Annotated in this window: 13 protein-coding genes and 1 pseudogene; 4 read left to right on the top strand and 10 right to left on the bottom strand. The window is 70.6% G+C overall.

Annotation, left to right across the window (positions count from 1 at the left end; translation table 11 throughout):
* Nucleotides 1-212 (bottom strand): annotated as a pseudogene (locus tag AB0M82_RS21925) (glycosyltransferase family 2 protein); the annotation flags it as partial.
* A gap of 8 nt (nt 213-220) precedes the next feature.
* Nucleotides 221-757 (bottom strand): GtrA family protein, encoded by a 537-nt coding sequence (locus AB0M82_RS21920; RefSeq protein ID WP_364724598.1) that lies wholly within the window; start codon nt 755-757, stop codon nt 221-223.
* A gap of 161 nt (nt 758-918) precedes the next feature.
* Here AB0M82_RS21920 and AB0M82_RS21915 point away from each other — a divergent pair, with 161 nt between their 5' ends.
* Together AB0M82_RS21915 and AB0M82_RS21910 are read left to right on the top strand one after the other, a co-directional pair.
* Entirely contained in the window at nt 919-2,253 is a 1,335-nt protein-coding gene (locus AB0M82_RS21915; protein ID WP_364724611.1) for an FAD-binding oxidoreductase, read from the top strand.
* A complete protein-coding gene (locus AB0M82_RS21910) occupies nt 2,250-3,005 on the top strand; it encodes a decaprenylphospho-beta-D-erythro-pentofuranosid-2-ulose 2-reductase (protein WP_364724595.1) in 756 nt (251 codons plus the stop codon). The genes AB0M82_RS21915 and AB0M82_RS21910 overlap by 4 nt, the downstream gene beginning before the upstream one ends.
* Before the next feature lie 2 nt (nt 3,006-3,007).
* On the opposite strand, the gene AB0M82_RS21905 is transcribed toward AB0M82_RS21910, so the two are convergent.
* The 6 genes from AB0M82_RS21905 to glf form a co-directional block, all read right to left on the bottom strand.
* Entirely contained in the window at nt 3,008-3,586 is a 579-nt protein-coding gene (locus AB0M82_RS21905) for a hypothetical protein (RefSeq protein WP_364724592.1), read from the bottom strand.
* A 13-nt stretch (nt 3,587-3,599) separates the two neighbouring features.
* Nucleotides 3,600-5,117 (bottom strand): glycosyltransferase family 87 protein, encoded by a 1,518-nt coding sequence (locus tag AB0M82_RS21900; protein ID WP_364724589.1) that lies wholly within the window; start codon nt 5,115-5,117, stop codon nt 3,600-3,602.
* An 80-nt stretch (nt 5,118-5,197) separates the two neighbouring features.
* Nucleotides 5,198-5,749 (bottom strand): hypothetical protein, encoded by a 552-nt coding sequence (locus AB0M82_RS21895; protein ID WP_364724586.1) that lies wholly within the window; start codon nt 5,747-5,749, stop codon nt 5,198-5,200.
* Nucleotides 5,750-5,863: 114 nt separating this feature from the next.
* Nucleotides 5,864-6,838 (bottom strand): decaprenyl-phosphate phosphoribosyltransferase, encoded by a 975-nt coding sequence (locus AB0M82_RS21890; protein WP_364724583.1) that lies wholly within the window; start codon nt 6,836-6,838, stop codon nt 5,864-5,866.
* Nucleotides 6,835-7,353, bottom strand: coding sequence for a phosphatase PAP2 family protein (locus tag AB0M82_RS21885; RefSeq protein ID WP_364724580.1), 519 nt, complete (start codon nt 7,351-7,353; stop codon nt 6,835-6,837). Before AB0M82_RS21885 ends, AB0M82_RS21890 begins: the two co-directional genes overlap by 4 nt.
* Nucleotides 7,346-8,569 (bottom strand): UDP-galactopyranose mutase, encoded by a 1,224-nt coding sequence (gene glf / locus AB0M82_RS21880; RefSeq protein WP_364724577.1) that lies wholly within the window; start codon nt 8,567-8,569, stop codon nt 7,346-7,348. The genes AB0M82_RS21885 and glf overlap by 8 nt, the downstream gene beginning before the upstream one ends.
* Before the next feature lie 79 nt (nt 8,570-8,648).
* Between glf and AB0M82_RS21875 the strand changes: the two genes are divergently transcribed.
* Complete coding sequence (locus tag AB0M82_RS21875; RefSeq protein ID WP_364724575.1) at nt 8,649-10,658, top strand: DUF6541 family protein; 2,010 nt, start codon at nt 8,649-8,651, stop codon at nt 10,656-10,658.
* Between the two features lie 158 nt (nt 10,659-10,816).
* Here AB0M82_RS21875 and AB0M82_RS21870 read toward each other — a convergent pair whose 3' ends face one another.
* On the bottom strand, nt 10,817-11,704 hold the full coding sequence (locus AB0M82_RS21870) for an LLM class flavin-dependent oxidoreductase (protein ID WP_364724572.1): 888 nt from the start codon (nt 11,702-11,704) through the stop codon (nt 10,817-10,819).
* A 96-nt stretch (nt 11,705-11,800) separates the two neighbouring features.
* Here AB0M82_RS21870 and AB0M82_RS21865 point away from each other — a divergent pair, with 96 nt between their 5' ends.
* Nucleotides 11,801-12,601 (top strand): HAD family hydrolase, encoded by an 801-nt coding sequence (locus AB0M82_RS21865; protein ID WP_364724609.1) that lies wholly within the window; start codon nt 11,801-11,803, stop codon nt 12,599-12,601.
* 1 nt (nt 12,602) lies between these two features.
* On the opposite strand, the gene AB0M82_RS21860 is transcribed toward AB0M82_RS21865, so the two are convergent.
* Entirely contained in the window at nt 12,603-13,331 is a 729-nt protein-coding gene (locus AB0M82_RS21860) for a lysophospholipid acyltransferase family protein (RefSeq protein ID WP_364724569.1), read from the bottom strand.
* Between the last annotated feature and the right edge of the window lie 6 nt (nt 13,332-13,337).

Raw genomic sequence — 13,337 nt, 5'->3', positions numbered from 1 at the left:
GAAGCGGGCTCGACCGTGATCGCCGCACGTTCCCGCACGGCCGAACCCCACTCCAGCTCGGCGTAGAGGTCCTTGCTGACGATCGGCGCCGGACCGGCGTAAAGCCCGCGCTGTGCCGTCAGGCGACCCTGCGGAGTGTGCTCGGTGAACCGCGTCTCGGCGGCCGCGCCGGCAGTGGTGGTCGGCGCCGGGGTAGCTGTTTTACCGGGCATGAAGTTCCTCAGTTCTCCTCAGTCGGCAGCGCTTTGGGGGGGTCCAGGGGGGCTCGTCCCCCGGCTGGGGTCTGGGGCTCGGCCCCAGAGGGCAGAGCCTCGCGGAAGACGACCCACTTGAGCATCACGAAATTGATCACGGTGGCCGTGGCTTGGGACACGGCCCAGCACAGTGTGTGCTGCCACGCGGAATCCGGCAGCACTTGCAGCATGAGCTGGTTCACCCCGACCGCGACGAAGAACGTCACGGTGTAGAGCAGGACGAACGAGCCGACCTGGGCCTTCCCGTCGCGACGCCCGCCGGCGAAGGTGAACTTGCGGTTCAGGAAGAACGCCGTGGTGGTGCCCACGATGAAACTGATAGCGCGGGCGACGTCGACCCACGGTGAAGCGGCCATCCCGGCTGCCTGGGTCAGCAGCGTGTAGGTGCCCAGGTCGACCAGGGCGCAGAAGCCCCCGATCAGGGCGAAGCGGATGAGCTGGCCCAGCAGTCCGGGAGAGGACTGCGCAGCCGTCATGTCGGCTTGCGGATCGGTCGCCACCACTGCATTACCTCGTTGCCTGAGTCACGGTCACCCGCGCGGGCGCTTGTGTCTTGCCGCGCAAAGTGTAGAAGCGAGCACTTCAGGGTCACGTTCCGGGCGGTGTTCGGCGTGGCTACCCTGGTCGAGTGACCCACGTACCCAACACACAGCGTCGCACGCTCATGGGCTGGGCGCGGACCGCACCGACCACCGCCGACGTCCTGAGCACGCCGGACGTCGAGACCATCGCCCGCGCCGTGACCCAGGCCGGCTCACGCGGCGTCATCGCCCGCGGCCTCGGCCGGTCCTACGGCGACCCGGCGCAGAACGCCGGTGGCCTCGTGGTCGACATGACGGCCCTCAACCGGATCCACTCGATCGACCCGGACACCGCGCTCGTCGACCTCGACGCCGGGGTCAGCCTCGACCAGCTGATGCGCGAAGCCCTGCCGTACGGCCTGTGGGTCCCGGTGCTGCCGGGCACCCGGCAGGTGACGATCGGCGGCGCGATCGCCAACGACATCCACGGCAAGAACCACCACAGCGCGGGCAGCTTCGGCAACCACGTCGTGTCGATGGACCTGATCACCGCGGACGGGCAGATCCGCACGCTGACGCCGGAGGGCCCGGACGCCGAGCTGTTCTGGGCGACCGTGGCGGGCATCGGCCTGACCGGCATCATCGTCCGGGCGACGATCCGGATGACCAAGACCGAGACGGCGTACTTCAAGGCCGACAACCAGCGGACGAACAATCTCGACGAGACGCTCGAGCTGGTCAGCGACGGCTCGGACGACAACTACACGTACTCGTCGGCGTGGTTCGACACGATCTCCACCGGCTCGAAGCTGGGCCGCGCCGCCTTCGGCCGCGGCTCGCTGGCCAAGCTGGACGAACTGCCGCCGAAACTGCGGGCGGACCCGCTGAAGTTCGACGCCCCGCAGCTGGCGACCCTGCCGGACGTCTTCCCGAACGGCCTGGCGAACAAGCTGACCTTCGGCACCATCGGTGAGCTGTACTACCGGAAGACGCCGAAGGACGCCCGGGGCGTGATCCAGAACCTGACGGCCTTCTACCACCCGCTGGACATGTTCGGCGAGTGGAACCGGGCCTACGGCTCGAAGGGCTTCCTGCAGTACCAGTTCTCGACGCCGCTGAACGCGCACGAGCCGCTGCGCCGGATCGTCAAGAAGATCGCCGAGTCGGGGCACGTGTCCTTCCTCAACGTCTTCAAGCGGATGGGTGACGGCAACCCGGCCCCGCTGTCGTTCCCGCACCCGGGCTGGATGGTCTGCGTCGACTTCCCGATCAAGGACGGCCTGGGCCGGTTCTGCCAGGAGCTCGACGAAGACGTCCTGGAGCTGGGCGGACGGCTGTACACCGCGAAGGACTCGCGCACCTCGCCCGAGACGTTCGCGAAGATGTACCCGCGGCTCGAAGAGTGGCGCAAGGTGCGCGCCGCCATTGACCCCGAAGGCGTTTTCGCCTCTGACATGAGCCGGAGGCTCGCGCTGTGATCGACGCTGTTGGCAACCCCCAATCCCTGCTGCTGCTCGGCGGCACGTCCGACATCGCGCTGGCGATCGCCGAGAAGTACCTGGCCGAGAAGCCGCTGCGGGTCGTGCTCGCGGCGCGGCCGTCGCCGCGGCTGGACGCGGCCGCGCAGCGCCTGAAGGACAAGGGCGCCGAGGTGTCCACCGTGGACTTCGACGCCAAGGACACGGCGTCGCACCCCGCGGTGCTGGACAAGGCGTTCGAGAACGGCGACATCGACGTCGCGGTCGTGGCGTTCGGCCTCCTCGGCGACCCCGAAGAGGTCTGGCAGGACCACGCGAAGGCCGTCGAACTGGCCACCGTGAACTACACGGCCGCGGTGTCGGTCGGCGTCGCGCTCTCGGAGAAGCTCAAGGTCCAGGGGCACGGCACGGTGATCGCGCTGTCGTCGGTGGCCGGGGAGCGCGTCCGGCGGTCGAACTTCGTCTACGGCTCGACCAAGGCCGGCTTCGACGGCTTCTACCTGGGCCTCGGCGAGGCGCTCGCGCCACACGGCGTGCAGGTGACCGTCGTCCGCCCGGGCCACGTCAAGACGAAGATGACCGAAGGCCTGAAGGACGCTCCCCTGGCGCAGACGGCCGAGCAGGTGGCCGAGACCGCCGTCACCGCCGCTCGCACGGGCAAGGACCTGGTGTGGGCGCCCGCGCAGTTCCGGCTGGTGATGTCGGCGCTGCGGCACGTCCCGCGGCCGATCTTCCGCAAGCTGCCGATCTGAGTTCAGGCTTCGTCGAAGACCCGGACCGCGAGGGCCGGGTCTTCGACGAAGAACTTCACCACGCGCACGGTCTCGGTCCCGCCCAGTGGCCGCGTCGCGACGACCGGGTGACGCAGGACGGCGACGACGTTCGTCTCCATGTTCTGCGCCATCACCAGCTCCTCGTCACGCCAGACGAGCGTCCGCGCGCTCGGGTGGGTTTCCTTACGCCGGGTCAAGCTCTCGACGTCCTCGAGCGGCACTCGGAGGTCGAACATCGCGACGGCCCGCACCCGCAGCTCGCGGGGTGACACCACGTGCGGCCGGGTGACCATCGTGGCCAGGTAGCCGAGCAGCCACAGAGCGGTGTAGACCTCCGCGACCAGCAGCAGCGTCCCGCCGAGCCGGCCGAAGTCCACCAGCAGGAACGCGCCGGTCTCGACCAGCGAAACGACGAAGAACACCACGACCATCGGTCGCTGCGGACCGGCGTACGGGAGCGCGACGCCGTCGTCCGGTACGTCCTTGCGTCGCCGCAGCATCAGGCCGATGCTCCCGAAGAGCACCGCCTCGTGCCGCAACGCTCGCCGGAAAGCCCCCACGGAGCCAGGGTACTCAGCCGCCGGTGGCGTGGGCCGGCATCAGGTACAGGTTCTGGCTGCCCATCCACGGCGAGTCGATCCGCCAGCTCGCCAGCGCCGTCGACGGCGGCGTGCGGCGGGTCGTCGCCAGGACCAGGTCCGGGCTGAGCGGGGCGACGCTGTGGTCGAAGTTGTGGAAGTTGGCTTCCAGCAGGGCCCGGCCGACCTCGCCGCTGCGGCGCTTCGTTTCGTTGATCGCCGGGTCGACCGCGCCGCGGTCGGAGAACTCGTCGACCAGCTCGCAGTCGCACGCGTACGCCAGCGCGCCGACCTCGCCCGCCGTCTCGACCTTGCGGCCGTGCGCGATCGACGCCAGTTCCTGGCCGATCTCGCGGTACTCCGTCGTCGACGCGTGGTTGCTGGTGATCGGCGCGAACTGGCGGGGGATGCCCGGCAGCGCGTACACCGCGACGCTCGCCGCGAGCACCCCGCCGGCCAGCGTCCACGTCCCGCGCCGGACCCGCTCGGGCACCGCCGAAGCGCAGGCGGCGAGGAAGATCGTCGCGCCGATGATGCTGGGCGCGTAGTACCAGTGGTACGGCGGCACGCCGAGCCTGCTGTAGGCCAGGTAGTGCAGGGCACCGGCGACGGCGAGCGCCGCGAACGGCGTCAGCCGGCGGGCGGTCTCGGAGCCGCGGCGGTACTGGACGACCCAGGCCGCCCCGGCCAGGCCGGCGAGCACCAGCGGCAGGAACGACAGCGCGGCCGCGCCCGGGAAGTTGCGCCAGTAGAGCAACGGGCCGTTGGTGAAGCTGAACGGGCCCCACGACTGCTGGCTGATCTTGATGACCAGGGTGTCCGGCACGGCCGAGCCGAGCACCAGCCAGCTGAACGCGAACCACGGCAGCGTCACCGCGAGCACCGCGAAGACCGTCCGCCAGATGCCGGCCCAGAACTCGCGGCGGGCCGCGAACAGCACCGCCGCGATCAGCAGCAGGTCGATCCGGACGAGCGCGAGCAGGCCGATCACGACGCCGAGCCGTCCCGGCCGGCGCTCCCCCGCGTAGACCAGCGTCCAGACGACGCCGGTGGCGCCGAGCGCGACCTCCAGCCCGATCGAGGACAGCAGCAGCGGGTTGACCAGCAGTAACCCGAACGTCAGCGGCGCGAACGCCGGCGGCAGGCCGGTGCGCTCGCCGAGGCGACGCAGGCCCACCGCGAGCAGCACCTGCGCGGCGACGAACACGATCCCGGCGGCCAGCACGGCGTCGCGGACGAAGAACGTGACCGCGGCGAGGACCAGGACGTTCAGCGGGGACGTCGCGGTGTTCGCCGTCCCCTGTTCGATCAGGCCCCAGTGGGCGTGGAAGGCGAGGTTCTTCGCGTAGGACAGCGTGATGTACGTGTCATCGATGAGATGGCTGCTGGCCAGGGCGAAGACCAGGGCGGAAGCCGCCGCGGCGCCCGCCGGCAAGGCCCACGAGCGGGCCACGGGCAGGGCCGCGGGCAGCGCACGGGCGGCTTTGGGGAGTACTGCGGAGGCGCTTCGCATCCGGGACACGGTACCTCGCCCGTGATGCTTCCGTGATCTGAGCGGGGCGTGGGTGGCCCAGCCCACAGCGCCCGGCCGGGTCAGCCGCCGTCGCCGGAGCCAGGGTTGCCCGACTTGCCGGAATTGCCGTGGCCGTGGCCGCCGAGGCCCGGGCCACGGCCGTCGAAGCCAGGGTTCGGGCCGTTGTGCTGGCGGTGGATGCCGGGACGGCCGTCGCGAGGGCCGTGGTGGGTCGCCGCCGCGATCCCGCCGACGATGCCGCCACCGACCAGGACGCCGAGCAGGCCGACGCCGACCAGCTGGGTGGCGCGGTGCCCGACGAACCGCCGGAACCCGCCGGGCCGGGTGGACGCCGGAGGTGGGCCCCAGGCGCCGTAGGCCTGGCCGGGGCCGGGTTGGGAAAGCTGGGGGGTGGGTGGCGCCTGCTGACCGTGGACGGCGGTCTGGTCGGGCGCGGGAGGCCCCTGCGCGGCGGCCGCCGGAGCGGCTTCAGGCTGCGTTGGTGCCACGGGCTCGGCCTGCGTGGTGGGCTGCTCAGCCGCACCGGCCTGGGCCGTGGGCTGTGCGACGGTCGGTTGCTCCGCGCCCGCGTCGGGCGGGACCTGCTTCGGGTCGCGCGGCTGGTCGGTCATGGTCGCTCCTGTGGTCACGGGGACGGGCATGCTGCCCGCCCCCACCACCTCAGGATGCGCCGCCCAGCTGTGGACAAGCTGTACCAAACCTGTCGATTACCCATGCTTGAGGATTCACAGGTAGAACGACAGGGAGAGAGTCACCACCCAGGTCGCGCCGAGCACCTGCAGGATGCGGTCCTTGAGCGCGATCTCCTCGGGCTCGCCCGCGATGCCGCCGTCGACGTCGACCGCGTAGCGCAGGACCGCCACCAGGAACGGGACCATCGAGATGAGCGCCCACACCGAGTTGTGCTCGGTCTGGCGGATCTCGAACGCCCACAGGCAGTAGGACATGATCAGGATCGCCGCCGACGTCGCCCAGACGAACCGCAGGTAGCTGGCCGAATACTTCTTCAGCGACGAGCGGATCTTCGCGCCGGTGCGCTCGAACAGCATGATCTCCGCGTAGCGCTTCCCGGCCACCATGAACAGCGAACCGAACGCCGTGACCAGCAGGAACCACTGCGAAAGCGCGATGCCGCCCGCGACACCACCGGCGATGGACCGCATCAGGAAGCCCGACCCGACGATGGCCAGGTCGACCACCGGCTGGTGCTTCAGGCCGAAGCAGTACCCGAGCTGGACGGCTTCGTAGACCCCCAGCACCACGGCGAGCTGCCAGCTCGCCGTGAACGACACGCCGAGGCCGGCCAGGAAGAACACCACCGCGGCCCCGTACGCGACGGGGACCGGCACGATCCCGGCCGCGATCGGCCGGTTCCGCTTGGTCGGGTGGGCCCGGTCGGCTTCCACGTCGACGGCGTCGTTGATGAGGTAGACCGAGCTCGCCACCAGCGAAAAGGCCACGAAGGCGATGATCGCGTCGATCAGGAGACCGGTGCGGTCGGTCGACTTCGAGAACGCGAAGAACGGGGCCGCGAAGACCAGCACGTTCTTCACCCACTGCCGCGGTCGCGCCGTCTTGACGACGCCGCCGACCAGGCCGAACGGGGTGCGTGCCGGAGTCTCCGAGGTCCCCGGTGTCTCCGGAGCCTCAGGAGTCACGGCCGTCTCTTCGCTGGGGCGCTGCTCGGTCGTTTCGCTCATGGGTTCTTCTTCAGCTTCCGTCGTATCAGACCGCCGACGAGCCCCCCGAGGGCCGCACCGGCCAGGACGTCTGTCGGATAGTGAACGCCGAGCACGAGCCTCGAGGCCAGCATCGGCGGTACCAGGGCGGGCACCAGATTACGCCCGGTCAATCCGGAGTAGAGCACCGCCGCCGCCGTAGTGGACGTCGCGTGCGACGACGGGAAGCTCAGCTTGCTCGGCGTGCCGACCAGTACCTCCACGCTCGGGTGGTCCGGTCGTGGGCGCCTGACCACGCGTTTCACCGCGATCGACGCGGCGTGCGCGCCGACGACACCGGCCGACGCGACCAACCAGTCTTTGCGTCGCTTCTTGTCGGCCACCGCTCCGATCAAGCCGAGCGCGAACCACCCGGCGCTGTGCTCGCCGAAGTGCGAAAGCCCGCGCGCGGCTTTCACCGAAGCTTCACTCTTCAGAAACCCCTGGACCTTCGCCAGGACCGCGACCTCGCCCGCCGGGCTGCCCTTCTCAAGCATCGAGGGACCCGTCGAGCGGCGCGCCGTCGGTCAGGTGCGGGGCGATCTTGTTGTCGAACGCCGACAGCGCCGACCCGATCGCCATGTGCATGTCGAGGTACTTGTAGGTGCCCAGCCGGCCACCGAACAGCACGTTCTTCTCGCGCGCCTCGGCCTTGGCCAGCTCGCGGTAGGCCTCGAGCTTCTCGCGGTTCTCCGGGGTGTTGATCGGGTAGTACGGCTCGTCCTCTTCCTGCGCGAACCGGGAGAACTCGCGGAAGATGACCGTCTTGTCCTTCGGGTAGTCCCGCTCCGGGTGGAAGTGCCGGAACTCGATGATGCGGGTGTACGGGACCTCTTCGTCGTTGTAGTTGACGACCGAGGTGCCCTGGAAGTCGCCGGTCTCCGCGACCTCGGACTCGAAGTCGACGGTGCGCCAGGTGAACCGGCCCGCCGAGTAGCCGAAGTAGCGGTCCAGCGGCCCGGTGTAGACGGTCGGGGTGCCTGCCGGGATGTGCTCGCGCACGTCGAAGTAGTCGACGTTCAGCCGGATCTCGATGTTCTCGTGCTCGGCCATCTTCTCGAGCCACGCGGTGTACCCGTCGACGGGCAGGCCCTCGTAGGTGTCGTTGAAGTACCGGTTGTCGAACGTGTAGCGGACCGGCAGGCGCGTGATGATGTTGGCGCCCAGGTTCTTGGGGTCGTTCTCCCACTGCTTCGCGGTGTAACCGCGGATGAACGCCTCGTAGAGGGGCCGGCCGACCAGCGAGATCGCCTTCTCCTCGAGGTTCTGCGCGGCGTCGGTCTCGAACTCGGACGACTGCTTGGCGATGAGCTCGCGGGCCTCGTCCGGGGTGTGCGACTTGCCGAAGAACTGGTTGATCAGGGCCAGGTTCATCGGGAACGAGTAGACCTGGTCCTTGACCTTGGCGAACACCCGGTGCTGGTAGTTCGTGAACTCGGTGAACCGGTTCACGTACTCCCACACGCGCTTGTTCGAGGTGTGGAACAGGTGCGCGCCGTACTTGTGCACCTCGATCCCGGTCTCCGGGTCCGGCTCCGAGTACGCGTTGCCGCCGAGGTGGCTGCGCCGCTCGAGGACGAGGACCTTCTTGCCCAGCTCGGCCGCGGCCCGTTCGGCGACGGTCAGGCCGAAGAAACCGGACCCGACGACGACGAGGTCGTAACCTGCGAAATCGTCTTCAGTAATCTGTGCGGGGTTCGTGTGCGCGCTCACGGGCGTCGAGGGTACGGGGGTCGCTGACCCGGCTCGCACCCGACTATCACATTTCGGCCTACGACACACCTGGAAAGCAGTGCCTGCACCCGAGGACTTCTGGAGCTACTTCGCCGCGGTGGCCACTTATCTGGCCGTGTTGGCGGTGCCTGGCGGCGTCGTCGGGTGGGCCGCCGGGGTCCGCGGCTGGGCCCTGGCCGGGCTCGCGCCGCTGCTCAGCTACGCCGTCACCGGCCTGGCCGGGCCGTGGCTGGCCATCGCGCACGTGCCGTACGGCTCGCCGAGCGTCGCCGCGTGCACCCTGCTGCTCGCCGCGGCGCTGTACGGCCTGCGCCGGCTCGCCGTGGCGCGCGGGTGGATGGCACCGGGCGCCGAGGAGCCGCCGCTGCCGTGGACGCGGCGGGCCCACCTGGCCGTCGGCGCCGGCGTGGCGGTGGCCACGGCCGTGTCGATCGCCGTCGTGGTCTCCGGCCGCGGCGGGACGACCGCGGTGTTCCAGCGCTGGGACACCGTCTTCCACGCGAACGGCATCCGCTACATCGCCGAGACCGGCGACGGCTCGCTGACCGGCATGGGCACCATCAACTGGTACCCGGACGGCTCCTTCTACCCGAACGCGTACCACCTGGTCGGCGCCCTGGTCTACCAGCTGTCCGGGACGTCGATCCCGGTCACGCTGAACGCGGTCACGATGCCGATCGCGGGCCTGTTCGCGCTGGCCATGGCCGCGCTGGCGCGCCAGCTCGGCGGGCGCGCGGTGTTCGCCGGCAGCGCCGCGCTGGTCGCGGGCGGCGCGACGACCGGGGCGTACGAGTCGGTGTCGAGCGGCCTGCTGCCGTTCGCGCTCGGCATCGTGCTGACGCCGCTGGCGGTGGTCGCGCTGCAGCGGTTCGTGGCGCGGCCGGGCGTCGACACCGGCGCGGTGCTGGCACTCAGCGCGACCGGCCTGCTCGCCGCGCACTCGAGCGCGCTGTTCGGGGCGATCCTGTTCGCGTTCCCGCTGATGGTGCAGCGCTGGTACCGGGCGCTGCGCGGACGTCGCGTCGACGGCGTCGCCCCCGGGAAAGCCGGCTGGCGGGTCGTCGGCGGCGACGTGCTGCGGATGGTGCCGGTGATGGTGGCGGCCGGGCTGCTGGCCGCGCCGCACATCCTCGGCGCGATCGGCTTCACGTCCGGTTCGTACCCGTACCACGCCTGGGGCTCGCACATGCCGGTGTGGAAGGCGCTGGCCATGCTGGCGACGTTCAAGCAGGTGCTGCCGGTGCCGCAGATCTGGCTGACGGTGTTCCTCGCGATCGGCGTGCTCACGCTGGTGGCCCTGCGGCGGATGCGCTGGGTGGTGCTCTCGGCGCTGGCGCTGTCCGCGCTGTTCGTGGTCGTCGCGTGCTTCGGCGGCGAGGAGTGGGTGATCGCGCTGTCACGGCCGTGGTGGAACGACCGGTTCCGGCTGATGGCGCTGGCGGCGATCCCGATGTGCCTGCTCGCCGCGCACGGGATGAGCGAAGCCCAGCGGTGGGTGACGAAGGTCGCGAGCGGACGCGCGTGGGTGCGGGCGCGGCCGTGGCTGACCGGCCGGGTCGGGCCGGCGTCGGCGGTGCTGCTGGTCGTGGCGATGGGCGTGCTGACCGGCGGGTTCTACCGCGCGGCCAACGCCAAGACGGTGTCGCTGCTGTACTACAACGGCCTGCCCGGCGAGGTGGTCCCGCCCGTCAGCGCGGACGAGATCGCCGCGATGGAGCGGCTGGGCACCCTGGGGATCCCGGCCGACCAGAAGGTGCTCAACGACCGCCTCGACGGCACGGCGTGGATGTACGCGCTGAGCGGGGTGCACCCGGTGGCCGGCCACTACGACCCGGGCGTGCCGCCGCCGGACGCCGACTACCTGGCCCGGCACTTCCTCGACTACGACAGCGACCCGCGAGTGCGGGCGGCGACGCAGCGGCTGAACGTGCACTACGTGCTGGTCGGCAGCGGCACCATCCGCCGTGACACCCCGATCGCGCCGGGCCTGCGGCACCTGGACGGCCACGACTTCCTGACCGTCGTCTACCGGAACCCCGGCGCCGTCATCTACCGGATCGTGAAATAACTCCCTCGTGGCCGCGGCGCCCCCACGCCCGCGGCCACGAGGGCCCTCCCATTCCCCCAACCACCCCCCGGGGTGATCTCGGTCGTCTTCAGAGACGACGCCTGAGGGACAGCAAACGGTTTCCCGGTCGCCCGGATGTCACTCGTTCGGAGTAGTGCTCAGCCGGCGTGGAGTTCCGGGAGGACGTCACTCGCCACCTGCTCCAGCACGGCCTCGCGCCCCTCGTACGGCGACGAAGACCGCGGCCAGTGCGCGATGACGTCGGTGAAGCCCAGCTCCCCGGCGCGGCCCGCCGCGTCCCGGAACGCCTCCACGCTGCTCAGCGAGAACACCGGGGACGCGTCCAGGCTCAGGTACCGGTGGATGCTCGCCCGGTCGCGGCCCACCGCGTCCAGCCGCTGGTCGAAGACCTCGATGAGCTGCTCGATGCCGCGCCACCACTCGTCGGCCGTCGCGCCACCCTTGCCGGTCGTCACCCAGCCCGCGCCGAAGCGCGCCGCCAGCGTCATCGTGCGCGGCCCGTTCGCCGCGACCACGAACGGCAGCCGGGGGCGCTGGACCGGCCCCGGCAGGTTGCGGGCCTCGCGGGCCCGGTAGTACTCGCCGTCGAAGTCGAACTTGTCGGTCATGAGCAGCCCGTCGAGCGCCTCGACGAACTCGGTGAACCGGTCGGCGCGCTGCTTCGCCGTCAGCTCCGGCGCGTCGAGCACCGCGCCGTCGTAGTGGCGGTGGTCGACGCCCGCGCCGACGCCGAGGACGAACCGGCCGTCGGAGACGTCGTCGAGGGTGATCAGCTCGCGCATGAACGGCACCGGGTGCCGGGCGACGGGCGACGCCACGAACGTGCCGAGCCGGATCCGGGACGTCACCATCGCCGCCGCGGTGAGGGTCGGGACCGCGGAGAACCACGGGCCGTCGACCAAGTTGCGCCACCCCAGGTGGTCGTACGTCCAGGCGTGGTCGAAGCCGTACTCCTCGGCCGCGCGCCACTTCGGCTCGGCGGCCCACCAACGATCTTCCGGAAGAATCACGATGCCTACTCGCACACCGCCGGACGTTATCGCCAAGCACTGACAGTCGCGCGGACGGGCTGCGGGTCACCCGAACGTGTCAGGGACAATGGCGGAGTGGAGAGACCTCAGTTGATCGCGTCGGACGTCGACGGCACCCTGCTCGGCCCCTCCGAATCCCTCACCGCCCGCACCGTCGCGACCGTTCGCCGGGTGCTCGAGGCGGGCGTGCCGTTCGTCCTGGCCAGCGGGCGTCCGCCGCGCTGGATCGCCCCGATCGCGCGACCGCTGGAGCTGACCGGGTACGCGGTGTGCGCGAACGGCGCCGTCCTGTACGACTGCGCCCGCGAAGAGATCGTCGAGGTGCACGGCCTGCTCGAGCCGACGCTGCTCCACGACATCGCGAGCGCGCTCGACAAGGCGTTGCCGGGCTGCCGGCTGGCCACCGAGCGCGTCAGCACCGGCCCGGTCGACCACGACATGCGCAACTTCGTGATCGAACCGGACTACCACAACCCGTGGGGCGACGGCGAAGGCCGCACCGGGCCGCGCGCCGAGGTGCTCGGGCACCCGGCGATCAAGCTGCTGGTCAGCCACCGCGGCATGTCGTCCGAGGAGATGGCCGACGCGGTGAACGCGCTGTTCGACCGCGATGTCGACGTCACCTACTCGTCTTCGGGCGGCCTGGTGGAGGTGTCCGCGCACGGGATCACGAAGGCGACGGGCCTCGCCGACGTCGTCGGACGGCTGGAGATCGAGCCGGCGCAGGTGATCGCCTTCGGCGACATGCCCAACGACGTCGAGATGCTCCGCTGGGCCGGCCACGGCGTCGCGATGGAGAACGGGCACCCGGCGGTGCTCGCGGTGGCCGACGAGGTCACCGGCCCGGCCGGCGACGACGGCGTCGCGCAGATCCTCGAACGCTGGTTCTGAGTCAGCGGCGGTCGAGCTCGGCCGCTTCCTCCGGGGTCGGCGCCGTGCCGCCCAGGTGGGCGGGCAGCCACCAGCGGTCCTCGTCGAACGCGGGCTGGTCCGGGTACTCGGCCTGGGCCCGGTCGAGCAGCCCGCTCATCCTGGCGCGCAGCTCCTTCGTCACGACGTTCCAGTCGTCGCCCTTCGCCGGGTGCATCGGCTCGCCGATGAGGATCGAGACCGGCACGTGCCGCCGGGTCAGGTCCTTCGGCCTGCCCTTCGTCCACAGCCGTTGAGTGCCCCACAGCGCCATCGGGACGAGCGGGACGTCGGCCGCCGCGGCCATCCGGATCGCGCCGGACTTGATCTCCTTCACGGTGAACGACCGGCTGATCGTCGCCTCGGGGAAGACCCCGACGACCTCACCGGCCTGCAGCTTTTCCAGCGCTTCGCGGTAGGAAGCCAGCCCGGCGGAGCGGTCGACGGAGATGTGGTGCATCCCCCGCATCAGCGGCCCGGCGATGCGGTTGTCGAAGATCTCCTTCTTCGCCATGAACCGCGTCAGCCGTTTGGCCGGGCGCGCGCCGAGGCCGCAGAAGATGAAGTCCAGGTAGCTCACGTGGTTGCACGCGATGACCGCGCCGCCACGGCGCGGGATGTGCTCCACGCCTTCGATCCGGATGCGGTTGTCGAGTACCCGGAACATCGTCCGGGCCGCCGCGATCACGGGCGGGTACACCAGGTCAGCCATCACGCC

Source organism: Amycolatopsis sp. NPDC051128, assembly GCF_040682715.1.
GTDB lineage: Bacteria > Actinomycetota > Actinomycetes > Mycobacteriales > Pseudonocardiaceae > Amycolatopsis.
Note: the sequence above shows the minus strand (reverse complement) of the source record. Positions and strands in the feature narration are given on the sequence as shown.